Raw genomic sequence first — 16,791 nt, 5'->3', positions numbered from 1 at the left:
ACGCTCGGCGGACCCTGACGCTGGCGCGGCCGGGCGCGGTGAAGCCCGCGGGCGTCGCGACTCCATTCCATCTCGACCCTGAGACGGGCCTGCTCGCCGTGGACGCCGTCATCGACGGGAGGCCCTACGCCATCACGGTCGACAACGGCTCCGCCTGGAGCTGGTTTCGGCAGACGGCGGTGAAGGACTGGCTGTCGGATCGCCCCGACTGGGCGCGCGGGACTGGCGCGGTGGGACCCAGCAACATGATGATGGTCGGCGATCTCGAGGCTGCGGGCCTCATGGTCCGTGTGCCGACGCTCCGCATGGGCGCCCTGACCCTGAATCAGGTGGACGCCCTGGGCCCCGGCCCCACCGACGCCTTCCCGTTCGAACTGTTCGATTGGTACTCGAAGAAGAACGCCGTGCCCGTGCTGGGCTGGATCGGCGGCAACGTCCTCAAGGGCTACCGGCTGACGATCGACTACCCCAATCGCACCCTCTACTGGCTGCGCCAGGCGGCCCCGGACCGCGACGAGCTCAACCAGGTGGGCCTGACCCTGCGGGCGCGCGCCGGCGCGTACTTCGTCGCCGGGGTGGCCAGCAAGGACGGGCGGCCGACCGTGACCGGGGTCCAGGTCGGCGACAAGCTCGTCAGCATCGACGGCATGCCGCTGGAGGGGGCAAGCTGGGGAGCGATTTTCCAGGCTCTGCACGGCCCGCCAGGCGCCCGGCGAAGCCTGATTCTGCACCGTGACGGGCAGACGGTGACCGCATCTGCGCTGGTCACAGCCTTCTGAGGGGAAAGACCGATGATCGGTATGGCCGGAACGTACTACGCCCTCGCAGGCTCCGTGGTTGACGCCATCGGCGGCACGCCGCTCGTCGACCTCGCGCGCATCACCCGCGACTTAGAGGGGTGCGTATTCGCGAAGCTGGAAATGCTGAACCCCGGCTTCTCCAAGAAGGACAGGATGGCGCGCCACATCCTGGACGACGCCGAAGCGTCGGGTGAACTGCAGCCTGGCCAGCCGGTCGTCGAACTCACCAGCGGCAACGCGGGCATGGGCGCCGCAATCGTCTGCTGCGTGCAGGAACGGCCGTTCGTCGCCGTCATGTCGGAAGGCAACTCCGTCGAACGCGCCCAGATGATGCGCGCGGTCGGGGCGGAGGTCATCCTCGTCCCCCAGGCTCCGGACTCCGTCCCGGGCCAGGTGTCGGGGGTCGACCTGGCCCTGGTCGAGGCGGAAACCCGCCGGATCACCGCCGAGCGCGGTGCCTTCCGGCTCGACCAATTCGTCCGCGCGGGGAACGCCAAGGCCTACGAGGTTGTCGCGAGCGAAATCTGGCAGGCCAGCGGCGGCGCGATCACCGCCTTCTGCGACTTCGTCGGCTCCGGCGGGACCTTCGCCGGTCTCCAGGCGGGGTTTCGCAGGCTGAGCCCAGATATCCGGGGTTATGTCGTGGAACCGGCCGGCGCGGCGGTGCTTGCTGGCCAGCCGGTGAAGGACCCCAACCACCGTATCCAGGGCGGCGGCTATGCGATGGCCGAACTTCCGCTGATGGCGGCGGCGGAGCCCACGGGCTTCCTGCAGGTCACCGACTCCGAAGCGATGCAGGCGTCCCGGCGGCTGGCGCGAGAGGAAGGCATCGTGGCGGGCTTCTCGTCCGGCGCGAACCTCGCCGCGGCCCTTCAGCTCCTGAACGGACCCGAACGGGGTGGGTCGATCGCGATCATAGTCTGCGACTCGGGCTTGAAGTACCTATCCACCGACCTGTGGGCGTGACGGCGGTCGCCGGGCCAAGGCCAACGTATCGGCCTGAAGCGCACCACCCTCGGGGCCGGAGAGGACGGCGAAGGCCTCGTCGAGCCACCCGTAACGCCGCCGATGATCCAGATGACCGGGCGCCAATCGGGCGAGCCGCAGCGCAGGGTTCTCGGACGTCCTCAGCCGTCGATCCACATGCAAACGGACTGGAGCCCCGTCCGCGAGGCCTCTATGAACAGGCGGCGCTTCGGTGGCAGTACGGATCGATCCGTGGAGATAGATAGGTCAAGTTTTGTGCCCGGCCGACGGGGCTTCGACCTGGTCGTGGTCGCGTTGATCTTCGTGGCCTATACCCTGACGGTCTGGGTGGCGCTGGACTTGAGCTTCGGCTCGGCGGTGTTGGATGGCGCGGCCAATACTGTGCCGGTGATCGTTTTCGGCGCCTTGGCCCGGCGCATCATGATCCGCCGGTTGGCAGGCAAGGATGTGCTCATCCAGATCGCCGGCCACGTCGTCCTTTGCTTAGCCTTCTGCCTGCTCTCCATGTGGCTCCTGTTCATCTTGCTCGGCCTGGCGACCGGCATATCTCCCATAGAGTTCACGGTGCAGCCCTTCCCCCTCAAGGGCGTGGCCTGGCAGTCGCTGGAGAACCTCACCATCTATGGGGTCATCGCCGCGCTGAGCTATCTGCAACTGCACGTGAGTCCAGCCCGCGCGGCCGTCGCGCCGTATGTCCCCCGCAGCGACAGCCTCGAAGGCCGGGAGGCCCACGAGACTGAACAACCGCACTACTTCATCCGCAGCGGCGAGGACATCCGCCCGATCGATCTCGAGAAGGTCGTGAGCATCGCCGGCGCCGACGACTATGCCGAGGTCACCCTACTCGACGGCAAGCACCTCGTCCGGATGACGCTGGCCGAGTTTGAACGGACGCTCGATGCGGCCCGGTTCCTGCGCGTGCACCGCTCGTGGATCGTCAACCTGGGCTACGTCGACCGCGCGGAGCCGGCCGGTGGCGGGCGTATGTTGCTGCACATGCAGAGCGGCGCGCCCATCGCTACGAGCCGCACGGGCGCGCGGCTGCTGCGCGAACGGATCATTTAGCCGCGCCGAAAGGCCTGTTCACCGCACCGCAGCGACCGCTGGCCGATTTTCCGTCGGTCCGGTGGCCCTGCCCCTATCGTCCGCGCCATGGACACCGGAATGAAATCCCGACGCCTCGGCCTGGCCGTGAGCGTTTGCGCCGCGGTGGCGCTCCCTTTGACGCTGCGCGCTCAGGCGCCCGCGCCCATCGAAACGGCGGATCTTGCGGTCGCCGCCACGGCGCGATCGCTGATCGCCGCCCACCCGGATGAGAAACTGCCGGCCGACCTGACCCGGCTTTACCGCCTGCAGCTCGCCGCCGGTCTCTATGCGGAGGCCGACGCCACGATGGCGCGGCTGGAGACGCTCTATCGCTCCAGCCAGCCGGGGCGCGCCGACGCCCTGGTTCCCTGGCGGATCTACAGCCGCGCGAAGCAGCATGAGCGGGCCGGCGCATCGCCCTCAAAGGCTTTGGATCGAGCGTTCGCGGAGCTCTACGCCAGCCTGCCCGACAAGCGGATGGCCGACGTGCTGCCCTGGTACGGCGCCAACCTGGACCAGCTGGAAGCCACCTATGCGCCGCTGGCGCGGGCCTGTGGCCAGCCCCAACGGACAACCTGCGCCTCGGCCGCGGATTGGGTCACCGCATACCAGGCGCTCGCGACCTGGCGCTACCTCTGGCCAGCCTCGGCGCCGCTGATCCGCGCGGACGCCGAACGCCGCTTCCGCGTCGATGACCGCCTGCTGGTCCCGACCCCGGACGGCGCGAAGATCGCGGTGATGCTCGTCAGGCCCAAGGGGGACGACCGGCGCAAGCGCACCGCCCTGCTCAACTTCACGATCTACGCCAACGACAATTGGAGCTTCTCGGATGCGGTGAAGATGGCGGCCTACGGCTATGCCGGCGTGGTCGCCTATACCCGCGGCAAGGGACGCAGCCCCGACCCGGTGGTCCCGTATGTCCACGATGGCGCCGATGCGGCGACGGTGATCGACTGGCTGGCCAAGCAGCCCTGGAGCGATGGCCGGGTCGGCATGTTCAGCGGCAGTTACAACGCCTCCACGCAGTGGGCGGCCGCCAAGCACAGGCCCAAGGCGCTGAAGGCCATCGCCACCAACGCCAGCAACGCCCCCGGCATCGACACCCCCATGCAGGGCAACGTCTTCCAGAGCTTCATCTATCCTTGGCCGTTCTACACCACCGACAACAAGGGCCTCGACGACCGGACCTATGGCGAGACCTCCCGCTGGGAGGCGCTCGGGCGAAAGTGGTACGCGAGCGGCCGGCCCTATCGGGACCTGGACAAGATCGACGGAACCCCCAATCCGGTGTTCGACACCTGGCTGGACCATCCGAGCTACGACGCCTACTGGCAGCGATTGATCCCCTACCGGGAGGAGTTCGCCAAGGTGGACATCCCGGTCTTCGTCGAGACCGGCTACTATGACGGCGGCATGGTCGGTGCGCTGTACTACCTGGAGCAGCACTACCGCTACCGTCCCTCGGCCGATCACCGCCTCCTGGTCGGCCCCTATCACCACACCGCCATGCAGACCGGCGTGCTGCCGATCGTGGACGGCTATGAGGTCGACCGGGCGGCGCTGATCGATCTCCAGGATGTGCGTCTGAAGTGGTTCGACCACGTCTTCCATGGCGCGCCTCTGCCCGCGATTCTGAGCGACCGGATCAATTTCGAGGTGATGGGCGCGAACCGGTGGCGGCACGTCCCCAGCCTGGACGCGATGGCCGATGCACGCCTGCGCCTCTATCTGACCGACCGGCGCGAGGGCGAGCGCCGGTTGTTCAGTCAGACCGCGCCAGGCGCGCAGCCGCAGCTGCGGCTAAGCGTTGATTTCGCCGACCGCAACGACGTGGACCGGCCCGCGCCCGCGAACGGGCTCGACACCCGAAACGCCCTGGTCTTCACCACCGCGCCCATGACCAGGCCCACGGAGGTGGACGGCCTATTCGAGGGCCGTTTCGCGATCGTCGCCAATAAGCGGGATTTCGACCTTGCCGTGGATTTCTACGACCAGCGCGCCGACGGGCGGGTGCTACCCCTGGCTTCCTACCTCGGTCGAGTCAGCTACATGGAGGATCGGAGCCACCGGCGGCTGTTGCAGCCTGGCCGCCCCCGGACGCTCGCCTTCCAGAGTCAGACGATCACCGCTCGCCTCGTCGCGGCGGGAGATCGGATCATCGCCGTGGTCGGCGTGCCCAAGCGGCCGGACACCGAGATCAACTATGGAACGGGCGGGGAAGTCGCCGCCGAATCCATCGCCGATGCGCGCGAACCCCTGGAGATCAGATGGCGGGCCGGAAGCTACCTGCAGCTCGGCCTCCGGCGGTCCCCGCCAGGCCAGGGACCAAGGTGAAAGATTGGTCGGCCTGGAAGGCCAAGTGACATTCGCCGCCTCCGGCGCGCTGCGGTGGGACGCCTCAGGCAAGCTGACCGGCGATGGCCTTCAGCACGGCGCTGGTGCGGTCGCGGGCGTCGAGCTTCAGGAGCAGGCTTGAGACGTGGTTCTTGACCGTCCCCTCGGCCAGTCCCAGAAGTTCGCCGATCTCGCGGTTGCTGAAGCCGCCGGCCATCAGGCGAACCACGGTCCGCTCCCGCTCGGTCAAAGGCTCCAGGAGGACCTCGCCGGAAGAGGCGAAGGCCTCGCTCCGCAGGTTCCGCAACAAGGTCTGGGTGATGATGGGCTGGAGAAGCGTCCGACCGCTCGCCACCGTGCGGATCGCCGCGGCGAGGGCGTCAAGCGACACGTCCTTGAGAAGGAACCCGCGGGCGCCGGCGAGGCAGCCTTCGACGAAGCGTTCGGTGTCCTCGAACGTCGTCAGCAGCAGGAAGAACGGTCGCGCGGGGCCTGCCAGCTGGCGCAGCACCCCCAGGCCATCCAGGCCGGGCATTCGGATATCCAGCAGGACCACGTCGGGCTGCGCCTCGGGAATCAAGCGCAGGGCCTCCAACCCGTCCACGGCCTCGCCGACGATCTCGATGTCCGGCAACAGCGAGAGCAGGCCGCGCACGCCCTCGCGCACCAGGGTCTGGTCGTCGACCAGGAGGACGCGGATCATGGAAACGGCGGCGCCGGCGGCAGCCAGCCGGCGACGCGGAACCCGCCGCCGCGGGCCGTCTGGAACGCAATCCGCCCGCCCAGTTGCTCGAAGCGTTCGCTGAGCCCAGTCAGGCCAAGCCCGAGCTTCAGACGATCCGTTCCCGACCCGTCGTCGCGGCAGTCGAGCCATACGCCCTCCTCGTCGTCGCGCAGGGCGAGCCAGAGATTCTGCGCGCCCGCGTGGCGCAGGGTGTTGGTGATGATCTCCTGCGTCGAGCGCATGAGGGTCTGCGCCACGTCGGACGGTTGCCGCGCCAAGGTCGCGGGAACGTCGAGATGGATGGCGAGTTGCGGCGCGCCCGCCGCCAGCGCCTCCAGCACCGGCCTGATCTGCGATCCCTCGTAGCGCCGCAGCGTCCCCACCACATCGCGCACCTTCGCCAGCAGGGCCTTGGCCAGGTCCCGGGAGACGGCGACCTTCTGGCGGCCCGGCTCCGGCAGGACATGGACCGCATATTCCAATTGGAGGCTGAGGGCCGTGAGGTCGTGGCCCCAGGCGTCATGCAGGTCCCGGGAGATCCGGACGCGCTCGGCCGCCGCGGCGCTCTCGGACAGCAGCACCTGGGTCGCGCGCAGTTCGGCATTGATGCGGCTCAGCGCCTGCCCGGTCTCGGCCTCGCGCCGCAGCAGCTGGACAGCGCCCACGGCGATCACCTGGAACGCCAGGTCCAGCCCCCATTCCAGCCAGCATCGGACGTCGGCCATCGACGACCACAGCGCCAGTCGCAACAGGATCGACTGCACGACGATCCAGGCGAGGGCCGAGCGAGCGCCCCTGAGCAGCGACAGCTGCAACGCCACAGTGACCAGCAAGGAGCCCGGCCCCCCATGGTCGAAGAGCCCGGCCATGGCGACCACCGAGGCGGCCTCGAGGCCGATCAGCAAGGTCTGAAGAGCGCGGGACAGACGCAGCTGGATCGCCACGAACATCGCCAGCCCGAACACGCCGAACAGCAGCCACCAGGCCGGCGGCGGGGCATGGTGCTGCCGGTCGCCGTGCGCCAGGACGATCAGGATCGCATGCTGCGCGCCGACGGCGAACCAGGTGGTGGCGCCGATCGCCAATGACAGGCCCGGATAGCGCGGCGTCAGACGCATCGGCGAAGCCTAGCACCGGCCTTGCACCGCGTGATGTGCCGAAAGTCACGGTACCGGGTCATGACGTCCGGCACTGCCGGCGGAGACCGCGCAGGTCCAGGCTCACCCCTTCTTCCCGGCCACGAGGCGGCGCCCCAGATGACTGTGCAAGTCCAGCCAAGGTCAAAGGCCCGTCCGGCGCGGAGCGCCTTCTATGTCGTCGTCGCCTTGCTGTTGATCGCGGTCGTGGCGTTTGGCTTTTCCCACACGGTTTCCAGCAAGCTTATCCATCCCAAGACGCCGCGCCCATGGATCCTCTATGTCCATGTCGCCGTCTTTTCCGCCTGGATGGTGCTGTTCATCGTCCAGTCCGCCCTGGCGTTCGCACATCGCGTCGCCTGGCATCGACGCCTGGGGTGGTTCGGCCTTGTCCTGGGCGGCCTTGTCCCCGTCGTCGGCGTGGACACCGCGCTGACCATGTCGCGGATACATCGGGCGGAGGGCGCGATGCACGGCGACGCCTCGCTCATCGTGCCGCTGTTCGACATGCTGGCCTTCACGGCGACCTTCGGTCTGGCCCTGCTTTGGCGACGGCGCGCCGACTACCATCGCCGCCTGATGCTGATGGCCGCCTGCGGCCTAACCGCCGCCGCCTTCGCCCGGTTTCCGGCCTGGCTGTTGCCCGACAAGACCTGGTACGTGGCGGTGGACGCCATCATCCTCACTGCGGCCCTGCGGGATCATTGGCTCGAGCGCCGGGTCCACGCCGTCTACCGGTTCGGCCTGCCGCTCCTGGCGATGGGCCAGGCAGCAGCCATGGCGATCGAACTGACCCGCGCCCCGGCCTGGCTGGCCGTGGCTCACGTCCTGCTTGGGCCGCCTGGCCCCTGAGACCCCGGGGCGGCGCCGGCCCTTCGCCGCGAACGCGTGGAGGCTGTCGTGATGTGGCGGTGTCGAGCCGCCTCACAACGCCGACGATGCGACACTAGTCCTTGAGCCCCCATCGGCCTTCCAGAAGGTCGCCGCTGTGGGCCGGGGCAGGATCGGTCAATCTCAGATAGGAGAAGTCGCCGGCGCCCTCGGTCGCATGTGGGGTGCTGACATCGATCCAGGTGGCGCCGCCTGGCCCCGCCTCGAAGGTATGGAAGTTGTCGTGATGCGGCGAGAGTGTGCTGATGTCGCCCGCCCGGAGCTGCTGTTCCCGGGTCTGGCGAAGTTGGAAGAGCGCCTTGGAACTGTAGGGCGGAAGCTCGCCCACGGGTTCGAAGTTGCGGACCCGCACCTCGCCGGTGAGGCCCATGGTCGCGACGCTGTACTGCGGATGGTTATGCGGCGGCTGCACCATGTTGGGTTTGGCGCGCAGCATGGTGACCGAGAAGATTTTGGTCTGTCCGACAGGTTTGATGTCGAGCTTGTATTGGTCGTTCCATTGCACGGCCGGTGGGGATGTCAGGCGGCGTAGCCGTGCGGCCGCGGCAAGGACATAGGCGTCCTGGTCGGCCACCGTCTGCGCCGGAAGCCGCCGGGCCAGGTCCTCGCCCGCCGTCCGCAGGAACTCGTCGAAGCCGAGGTCGGCGGCGCGGGAGTCCCCCGGGGCGAACGCCACCAGGGTCGGTGCGCCGAACGCCAGCATGAGCAGCCCACGCCGGACGACCTCAATGTCTCCGCCACCCTTCACAAACGCCACATTGACCTCCCGGCGAACTCCAACGGATGATCTTGCTGCGACGGCTTGCGCCGCGCTTCTCGCGGATTGCGAAATTGCCGGCGACGGATGACAACACCCCCGTGCTGGGACGGGCCGACGCCAGTGCGTTCGGGACCCGCAACATCCTGCTGAGCGGCGCCAACACCCGTCACCATGTGGCGAGCTTTGCCGGACCCATCTCGATCAAGGCGGTCCGGCATGGAGAGGTCGCCTGGCGGGCGGGCGGCGTGCGGCGCCTGGTGCGGCCTGACAGCCTGTTGCTGTTTCCCCAGGACGCCGAATATTCGATGACCATCGACAGCGAAGCGCCCAGCCGGACCCTATGTCCGGTCTTCCGGCATGGCCTGGTGGAGGCCGCCCTGCGGGACTTCCGCACTTCTGACGAAGCCCAGCTCGACGATCCGGATGACCCTTCCGGCCCGATTGATTTCGCGCCGCGCTGGGCCTCGCGACACAGTCGGCTCGGTGCGGCGCTCGCGGTGCTTTCCGACGCCCTGGACGCCGGGGTCGTGGAAACCTGGATGTTCGAGCTGCTGGCGGCCCGCACGGCCGAGGCGCTGGTGGGCTTCCACGATGAGCGCGAGCGCCTGCCGGCGGTTCGCGGATCGACCCGCGCCGAGATCCATCGCCGCCTGCTCCGGGCGAGAGACGCCGTCGAAAGCGACCTGGCGCGAGGCTGGTCGATGACCGACATGGCCCGCGAAGCCTGCATGGCGCCGTTTCACTTCAACCGCCGATTCCGGGAAGCCTTTGGCGAAACTCCGCGACTGTGGCTGGCGGGCCGGCGGCTGGAACGCGCGCTCGCCTTGCTCGGCGCATCACCGATCTCGGTGACTGAGGCCTGCCTCAGCGTCGGCTATGTCAGCCTGGGCTCATTCAGCACGGCCTTCCGTCGCCGCTTCGGAGTCTCGCCCTCCAGCGCGGCCACGCCCGCCTCACCCGCTTTCGCACCGTAGAGAAAGGTCCGCCGCGGCGTTTCGCGGGCCGTTCATGATCGCGCCTCAGCCCCGGTTGCTGGCCACTCCCCTGCAGATTGTGTTCAGGCGTGGCCGCTCTCTGATGAGTTTTTCGCAACGCCCCCGCCAAATGTTCAACATGTTGTCGCACGCGGGTGCGCCCGCATTCTAAGGGAACGGGCGAAAGGGGAACGTCGCGGCGGCGCCGCCGGCGGCAGCCCGCCGGTCGATCTCTTCGCCGGGGGCGGTGGTGTACTGGCGCATTGTGGACTCTGTCGATGCAGGTCCGGGAAGGCGAAAGCGGAAATTCGATCGACCGACCGGCCGCGTGCTTCCGTCACCGGCCACCCCGGTGGGGCGGTCCGGGCCACCGCCCTTTCCACGGGCATCAACCTGGTGGACGGCTTCGACGTCCTGCTGATCTCGTTTGCGGCGCCGGCCCTGGCGCGCGCCTGGGGTCTGAATCCGATCCAGCTGGGCATGGTGTTCAGCGCCGGCCTCGCGGGCATGACCTTGGGGACCGTCACGCTCGCGCCCCTGGCGGACCGCATCGGCCGGCGCATGGCCGTGCTCCTGGCCCTGGCGCTGATCATCGTGGGTATGCTGGGCGTCTCGGTTGCGCCTGGACTCCTGGGTCTCGCGGCGGCGCGTGTGGTGACGGGCCTTGGCGTGGGGATGATGATGCCGACCCTCAACACCCTGGTGGCGGAAATCGCCGGCGGCGAGCGGCGGGATGTCTGTGTCTGTGTCCAGAACGCCGGCTTCCCGCTGGGCGGCGTGGTCGCCGGCTTCGCCGTGATGGACCGCCGGTCAGAGGGCCTTGATCTTCGACTCCTCGTCCTTGACGAAGGTCTTCTTGTCGCTCTCGCTCTTGTAGCGCGCGTCCGAGGCGACCAGCGCGACGGCGTGTTCATAGGCGGCCTTGGCGCGCGCCTTGTCGCCCGTCACGCGATAGCCATCACCGAGACTGTCGGCGGCATCCGCATAGGTCGGGAAGGCCGCTGCCGCCAGGCGGAAGATCGCGATGGCGGCGGTGAAATCCTTCTGCGCCAGCAGGTCGTAGGCGAGATTGTTCAGCGGGGCCCAGTCCACCACCACCGCGTCGGCCGGCGCTGCGGCGCGGAGCCGCGCGACGAGCGCCACCGTCGCGTCGAACCCCTTGGCGCGGATGAGCGTCACATAGTCGGTCGGCGACGGCGGCGCCTCGGCCGCCGGTTCGATTTCCAGCTTGCCGCCCGGCGCGCGCTGCACCGCCGCCTCGAACCGCGGCCGCGCCTCGGGCGAGGGCTTGAACTGCAGGTCCAGGAACGCGACCACGATGCGGTTGACGGCCTGGAAACCGACGGCGCCAGTTGCGCGGGACCAGCCGCGGGCGACATCCGTCGCGTCCGGCTCAGAGCCGATGCCGAACTTCGGGGCGATGGTGGCGAAGCTGGTGAAATCGCTGTGGTGCATGCGCGTGACGGTGACCTGGTAGCGGTCGGCATAGCGCATGGCCGCCAGCGGGCTGAGGTCGAGGACGGTGTCCTGCTCGCCGGCCGCCTTGCGCAGGTCGAACATCGCCGCCCGCATCCGTGACGGATCGTAGTCGTAGAACGACGTCAGCACGTCGCCCGCCCCCTGGAAGCCATAGGTGCCGTCCAGCGCGATGACCGCCGAGGCGTCCTGGTTGCGGTCAGCAAACAGCACGGCCTCGATACCGCCAAGGCTGTAGCCGATGAGCGACAGCCTGGCCGGATCGACCCTGGGATCGCGCCGCAGCACCGACCAGGCGAACTCATAGTCTCGGACGGTCGTCTCGATATCCGGCGCACGCCGGCGCAAGGTGGGTTGGCTGGCGACCCGCCCCTGCAGCGCGACCTCAGCCACAACGTAGCCGCGGCTCGCGAGGAATTCCGCCATCACGGAGCCGCTCTGCAGGTCGTCGTTCTGGCCGCCTATCCAGAAAACCAGCGGGAATTTCGTCTTGGCGGGGGACGCGTGGGCGTAGGCCGGCACGGGCGTTTGCAGGAGCCGCTGCAGCTGCGCGGCGCTGTCCGGGGCGACGGCGAGTTCGGCGAGCAGCTCGTCGCGTCCATGCACCTGCCTGTCATAGTCCGCGAATGCGGGACCGCCGGAGACCTTGAGGTAGTCGCCAAATCGCATGGGCTTGGCGCCAGGGCGGACCAATGCCGGGTACCAGATGTCGATGCGGATCGGGCGTCCAGCCGTGTCCGGCGTGAACGGCTTGCCAAAGGGGCGGGTGACGCGCCATTCCCGGCTCTTGTCGAAGACGTAGGTCGATGTAAAGCCGACGGCGTAGCGACCGGATTCGAGTTGGTCCCAGAGCGGACGGGGCGGCGGCGGCGGCGGCGGAGCGGCCGCGCCGATGGAAATGGCCGCGGCAAGCGCTGCGAGCATCCAAAGCCTCCCGTTCGGCCACCTTCCGTCGGACTGACATTAAGTCATGCTCGAGCTCGCCTCCGAGTATATTATTTGTAATACAGAATAAGGATAGACCAGGGCGAGCCGCCGCTGATTTCGGTGTTCCTATGCACCGCCCGCCTGATCTAAGACGACCGCGATGGCCAAGAACCCGGAAAGTCCGCTGGAGCCCTTCAAGCGCGCGCGGGGCTGGCGTCGCGCTGCCGGACCGGCGGTTGGAATCTCCAGGAAGCTCGGGCCCAACCATGTGACCCGCAGCGGTTCGCCGGCGTCGGCGGCGCTCTCGTCGCTGACCCTCCGCCAGGGCGCCGTCGCGGGGGCGTTGCCGCATTCCGCGCTGGTTGACGCCAAGACCCCGTTTTAATCCCCGTCTTAAGCGCAGCTCAAAAACGGTCTTCGCTGTGGGCTCTTATGAAAGAGTCTGATTTTATTGAAGAAATTGGCGCGCCCGGAACGATTCGAACGTCCGACCCTCAGATTCGTAGTCTGATGCTCTATCCAGCTGAGCTACGGGCGCGCGCCGCCTGACGGCGAGGGCGCGGAACCTAGTCGCGGGACGCGCAAAGCGCAAGCCGCCTGCGGCCGGAAATTCGCCGCAGGCGGAGCGCCATGCGCCTAGTGCGGGATCAGCCCGCCGATGCCGTTGAGGATGGCCCGGCGGCGCGCGGCCGCGGGGTCCGGCGGGGCCTGCTGCTGACCCTGACCCGCCTGCTGCTGGCCGCCGCGACCGCCCGCGCCCGGCATCGGCTGACCGAGCAGGCCGCCGGTGGCGGAGCGGTAGCGGACCTTGACCTCCCAGGCGATGTTCCACGGGACCTTCGGGTCCTTCGGCCGCTCCGGATAGGCGAAATTGGCTTCGTGGCCATAGGCCACCATCTGAACCAGCCCGGTTTTTCCGACGTCCACCGCCTCCTTCGGCACCTGGCAACTGGTGGTCTCCGGACCCATCAGCGTCTTGGCGCGCACCAGGCGGGCGAGTTCGGGGTTGGAGATGTAGTCCGGCACGGCGAAGCCGATGGCCTCGGTCTCGGAGGAGATCCACATCACGACCGTGGCGCCGTCGTCGCCCCGGCCGCCGCCGGCCGCGCCGATGAAGCTCGCCACATAGGCTTCGGCGTTCGGCACGCTGTTCCAGGCGAGCTGGACGGCGCCGCTGGGCAGCTTGGCGTTCTGGGTCAGGTTCAGCCCGCCCAGGAAGTCCTGGTTCTGGTCAAGGCTGAAGCGGATTTCCGGGCTGTAGTCGCCCTTGATCACATGATCGCCGACCAGGGACGATTGCGGAGTCACCGCCACCCGGCTCTTGGAATTGGGCCAGTCGCCATAGGTGTTGTTGCGGCTCGGCGAAGGCGGCTGCATGCGCGAGGTGATCATGTGCTGGAACACCTCGAAGCCGGCCGGCATCTGGCCTGCGGAGATCTTGTCCGGCGTCATCTGCGAGAAGTCGATCACCACCGGCTGGCCCGGCTGGGCGTGTTCGCCGCAGCCCCAGAAGATCAGCATCTTGCCCTTCGGCTTCTGGTACTCGCGCGGGATCTCGGCCCTTTCCGGCTCCTCGCGCACCGCGACGACCTTCGCCTTTTCCGGCGTCACCAGCGGCACGCTCATGCCCAGGCCCAGGCCCGACGGCGGATCGTGCTCGGCCTGCGGCTCGCCGGACGGCGACTGCGACGAGCCGAGCTGCAGGGTGAGCTGATGGTTCGCCCCGCCGCCGCCCTGCATCATGCGCATCATTTCCATGACCGAGGGGCGTCCGCCGCCCGCGCTTGGCATACCGAAGCCGCTCTGAGTCGCGGCGCTCATCCAGTACACCGCGACCGGTCCGGTGACCTTCTGCGGCCCGCTCGGGGCCGCCGCGGCCGCCGCGGGTTTCGCCGGCGCGGATTTCGCGGGCGCCGCCTTGTGCTGCTGGGCGACCGCAGCGCCCGCCAGCGCCGTCGCGCCCATCAACAGAATGATTTTCCGACCGTTGCCCATGCCAGCCTCCCACTGAACACCGGTCTCAGGCTATCAGCGGTACGCGAAGGGTAAAGGCGCCTATTGCGGCATGCCGTAGCGGCAACTTCCCTGGCCGGCGGCCGGCGGCTATTGCTGGCGCGCGCAAGCTGCGAGGGAGCGCCGGGGCCGGCATGGTGCAGATCAGCTTCTCCGAGGCTTTGGACGTGCTGGTCGCCATGCGCGAGGAGACCGCGGGCCACCCCGACAGCGAATCCCACCGCTTCCTCGCCCACTGCCTGCGCCATGCGGCCGACAGCTACGGCCAGTTCCTCCAGGACCTATGGGTCACCTTCGAGCTGCCCGGCCGCCGGGGCGGCTTCTTCGTGGAGTTCGGCGCGGCGAACGGGATCAAGTTCTCCAACAGCTGCTACCTGGAGCGGGCGCTGGGGTGGAGCGGCATCCTGGCCGAGCCGGCGCACATCTACTATCCGGCGCTCAGGACCGCCCGGAACTGCTTCATCGACGACCGCTGCGTCTGGACCAGAACCGGCGAGCGGCTGCTGTTCAACCAGCCAGCCATCGCGGCGCATGCGACCATCGACGCCTTCAGCGACAGCGACAACCTGGCCGACACCCGCCGCGACGGCATGCGCTACGAGGTCGAGACGGTCTCGCTGATGGACCTTTTGGCGCACTGGAACGCGCCGCGGCGGATCGACTATCTTTCGGTCGACACCGAAGGCTCCGAGCTCGACATCCTGCAGGCCTTCGACTTCGACCGGTACGACGTGCGGCTGATCAGCGTCGAGCACAACCACACGCCCAAGCGCGACGAAATCTTCGCCTTCCTCAGCGGCAAGGGCTACCGCCGCAAGTTCGAGGCCCTGTCGTTTGTCGACGACTGGTACGTGAAGACCTACGGCTGATCGGCGCCCCACCGCTTGCGGACGCAGCCGCGCGCGTGCGAAGGCGTGGCTGTCGCCCATGGAGACCTGTCTGACGTGACCCCCGCCGCTTCCGTCCGTTCCCGGCGCCTCCTGCCGGTCAGCCTCGCCGCCCTGGTGGCGATGACCGCCGCGCCCGCCCAGGCTCCGGCCGCGCCCGAACAAGGCCCGACCGCGATGATCGCCGCCGCCGAGCCGGACGCGGTGGACGCGGGCCTGAAGGTGCTGAAGGCCGGCGGCTCAGCCGTTGACGCCGCGGTCGCGGTGCAGGCCGTGCTGGGCCTGGAGGAGCCGCAGAGCTCCGGCCTCGGCGGCGGTGCGTTCATGACCTACTACGACGCCAAGACCCACCAGGTGACCGCCTACAACGGCCGCGAGAAGGCGCCGGCCGGCGCGACGCCCGAGCTGTTCTATGGCCCCGACGGCAAACCGATGCCGAAGGGCCAGGCGATCGTCGGCGGCCGCTCGGCGGGCGTGCCGGGCGCCATCGCCATGCTCTACCTGGCGCAGAGCCAGCACGGGAAGCTGGCCTGGAAGGACCTGTTCGGCGACGCCGAGCACCTGGCCGCCGACGGCTTCCACGTGCCCAAGCGGATGGCCGATTCCGCCGCCTCGCGCGCGCCGCAGGCCAGCCAGCCGGACGCGGTCGCCTATTTCACCAAGCCCGACGGGACCAAGGTCCAGGCCGGCGACCTGATGAAGAACCCGGCCTACGCCGCCACCCTGCGCAAGATCGCCGCCGAGGGGCCGAAGGCCATCCTGGAAGGCCCGATCGCCGCCGAGATCGTCGCCAAGCTGCGCCAGAGCCCTTACCCCAGCAGCATGACGCTGCAGGACCTGGCGAGCTACAAGCCCAAGGCCACGCCCGCGGTCTGCCGCCCCTATCGCGAATATACCGTCTGCGTGCCGCCCGCGCCCTCCGGCGGCCCGGCGGTGCTGGAAGGCCTGGGCATCCTGCAGCGCACCGACATCAACAAGCACCCGAACGACACCCAGGGCTGGTATCTGTTCAGCCAGGCGAGCCGGCTGATGTACGCCGACCGCGACCGCTACTACGGCGATCCGGACTACGTCTCGGTGCCGATGGAAGGCCTGCTGGCGGCCGACTACCTGGACGCCCGCGCAAAGCTCATTCAGCCCGATAGGGCGGGCCCGCCGCCGGGGCCAGGCAACCCGAAGGGCGCCGGCGTCCGCGCGCCCGACCGGACCCGCGAGCCCGGCGGCACGACCCACATGGTGATCGTCGACAAGGACGGCAACGCGGTCTCCATGACCACCACCGTCGAGAGCATCTTCGGCGACGGCAAGATGGTCGGCGGCTTCTTCCTCAACAACCAGCTCACCGACTTCTCCTTCCAGCCGAAGGACCAGGATGGCGCGCCGGCGGCCAATGCGCCGGCCGGCGGCAAGCGGCCGCGCTCGTCCATGGCCCCGGCCATCGTGCTGGACAAGCAGGGCCGGTTCGTCGCCGGCGCCGGGTCGCCGGGCGGCCCTTCGATCATCGCCTTCAACCTCAAGGTCCTGGTGGGGCTGCTGGACTGGAAGTTCCCGCCGCAGGAAGCCGTGGCCCTGCCCAACCTGATCGGCCTGGACAGCTTCTACGCCTCGGAGCCTGCGAAATTCCCGCCGGGCGTGGTGGCCGCGCTGGCCGCCAAGGGCGTGACCCTGCGCGGCGGCGGGTTCGGCGAGGGTTCCGGCGAGCAGGCGATCGAGCGGACGCCGAGCGGCCTCAAGGGCGGCGCAGACCCCAGGCGCGAAGGCGTGGCGCGGGGATACTAGCCGCCGCTTCCGCGGTC

14 protein-coding genes, 1 tRNA gene and 1 pseudogene are annotated in these 16,791 nt (G+C 68.8%); 10 read left to right on the top strand and 6 right to left on the bottom strand.

The window, feature by feature from the left end; all coding sequences use genetic code 11:
• From VGL85_RS16150 to VGL85_RS16135, 4 genes are all read left to right on the top strand, one after another.
• Positions 1 to 779, top strand: a 779-nt coding sequence (locus tag VGL85_RS16150; protein WP_331589992.1) for a hypothetical protein, incomplete at its 5' end; no start/stop codon positions are given.
• A 12-nt stretch (positions 780 to 791) separates the two neighbouring features.
• Positions 792 to 1,766 carry a cysteine synthase family protein gene (locus VGL85_RS16145; protein ID WP_331589991.1) on the top strand — a complete coding sequence of 325 codons (975 nt, stop codon included), beginning with the start codon at positions 792 to 794 and terminating at the stop codon, positions 1,764 to 1,766.
• A 102-nt stretch (positions 1,767 to 1,868) separates the two neighbouring features.
• Positions 1,869 to 2,852 carry a LytTR family DNA-binding domain-containing protein gene (locus VGL85_RS16140; RefSeq protein ID WP_331589990.1) on the top strand — a complete coding sequence of 328 codons (984 nt, stop codon included), beginning with the start codon at positions 1,869 to 1,871 and terminating at the stop codon, positions 2,850 to 2,852.
• 99 nt (positions 2,853 to 2,951) lie between these two features.
• Positions 2,952 to 5,207 carry a CocE/NonD family hydrolase gene (locus VGL85_RS16135; RefSeq protein ID WP_331589989.1) on the top strand — a complete coding sequence of 752 codons (2,256 nt, stop codon included), beginning with the start codon at positions 2,952 to 2,954 and terminating at the stop codon, positions 5,205 to 5,207.
• 64 nt (positions 5,208 to 5,271) lie between these two features.
• On the opposite strand, the gene VGL85_RS16130 is transcribed toward VGL85_RS16135, so the two are convergent.
• Together VGL85_RS16130 and VGL85_RS16125 are read right to left on the bottom strand one after the other, a co-directional pair.
• Positions 5,272 to 5,910 (bottom strand): response regulator transcription factor, encoded by a 639-nt coding sequence (locus VGL85_RS16130; RefSeq protein WP_331589988.1) that lies wholly within the window; start codon positions 5,908 to 5,910, stop codon positions 5,272 to 5,274.
• The gene (locus tag VGL85_RS16125) at positions 5,907 to 7,049 is read right to left on the bottom strand and encodes a sensor histidine kinase (protein ID WP_331589987.1); all 1,143 of its coding nucleotides are present in this window, start codon (positions 7,047 to 7,049) and stop codon (positions 5,907 to 5,909) included. Before VGL85_RS16125 ends, VGL85_RS16130 begins: the two co-directional genes overlap by 4 nt.
• A gap of 138 nt (positions 7,050 to 7,187) precedes the next feature.
• Between VGL85_RS16125 and VGL85_RS16120 the strand changes: the two genes are divergently transcribed.
• Complete coding sequence (locus VGL85_RS16120; RefSeq protein WP_331589986.1) at positions 7,188 to 7,919, top strand: hypothetical protein; 732 nt, start codon at positions 7,188 to 7,190, stop codon at positions 7,917 to 7,919.
• A gap of 94 nt (positions 7,920 to 8,013) precedes the next feature.
• Here the strand turns inward: VGL85_RS16120 and VGL85_RS16115 are convergent, their stop codons facing one another.
• Complete coding sequence (locus tag VGL85_RS16115) at positions 8,014 to 8,715, bottom strand: hypothetical protein (protein WP_331589985.1); 702 nt, start codon at positions 8,713 to 8,715, stop codon at positions 8,014 to 8,016.
• A 74-nt stretch (positions 8,716 to 8,789) separates the two neighbouring features.
• Here VGL85_RS16115 and VGL85_RS16110 point away from each other — a divergent pair, with 74 nt between their 5' ends.
• Together VGL85_RS16110 and VGL85_RS22180 are read left to right on the top strand one after the other, a co-directional pair.
• Positions 8,790 to 9,692 carry an AraC family transcriptional regulator gene (locus VGL85_RS16110; protein WP_331589984.1) on the top strand — a complete coding sequence of 301 codons (903 nt, stop codon included), beginning with the start codon at positions 8,790 to 8,792 and terminating at the stop codon, positions 9,690 to 9,692.
• A 396-nt stretch (positions 9,693 to 10,088) separates the two neighbouring features.
• A pseudogene (locus VGL85_RS22180) lies at positions 10,089 to 10,472 on the top strand (MFS transporter); the annotation flags it as partial.
• Between the two features lie 30 nt (positions 10,473 to 10,502).
• Here VGL85_RS22180 and VGL85_RS16105 read toward each other — a convergent pair.
• Entirely contained in the window at positions 10,503 to 12,092 is a 1,590-nt protein-coding gene (locus VGL85_RS16105; protein ID WP_331589983.1) for a hypothetical protein, read from the bottom strand.
• Positions 12,093 to 12,255: 163 nt separating this feature from the next.
• On the opposite strand from VGL85_RS16105, the gene VGL85_RS16100 reads away from it, so the two are divergent.
• Positions 12,256 to 12,480: a hypothetical protein gene (locus tag VGL85_RS16100; RefSeq protein ID WP_331589982.1), complete on the top strand. Its 225-nt coding sequence runs from the start codon at positions 12,256 to 12,258 to the stop codon at positions 12,478 to 12,480.
• A gap of 76 nt (positions 12,481 to 12,556) precedes the next feature.
• Here the strand turns inward: VGL85_RS16100 and VGL85_RS16095 are convergent.
• Positions 12,557 to 12,633 (bottom strand) — tRNA-Arg (locus VGL85_RS16095).
• A gap of 98 nt (positions 12,634 to 12,731) precedes the next feature.
• Positions 12,732 to 14,090, bottom strand: coding sequence for a hypothetical protein (locus tag VGL85_RS16090; protein WP_331589981.1), 1,359 nt, complete (start codon positions 14,088 to 14,090; stop codon positions 12,732 to 12,734).
• A gap of 152 nt (positions 14,091 to 14,242) precedes the next feature.
• Here VGL85_RS16090 and VGL85_RS16085 point away from each other — a divergent pair, with 152 nt between their 5' ends.
• Both VGL85_RS16085 and VGL85_RS16080 read left to right on the top strand, forming a co-directional pair.
• A complete protein-coding gene (locus tag VGL85_RS16085) occupies positions 14,243 to 14,977 on the top strand; it encodes an FkbM family methyltransferase (protein ID WP_331589980.1) in 735 nt (244 codons plus the stop codon).
• Between the two features lie 141 nt (positions 14,978 to 15,118).
• Positions 15,119 to 16,774 carry a gamma-glutamyltransferase family protein gene (locus tag VGL85_RS16080; protein ID WP_414695283.1) on the top strand — a complete coding sequence of 552 codons (1,656 nt, stop codon included), beginning with the start codon at positions 15,119 to 15,121 and terminating at the stop codon, positions 16,772 to 16,774.
• Positions 16,775 to 16,791: the final 17 nt, after the last annotated feature.

Origin of the sequence: Phenylobacterium sp. (assembly GCF_036501465.1) — a bacterium.
Lineage (GTDB): Bacteria > Pseudomonadota > Alphaproteobacteria > Caulobacterales > Caulobacteraceae > Phenylobacterium.
This window is presented reverse-complemented; position numbering and strand designations above follow the sequence as displayed.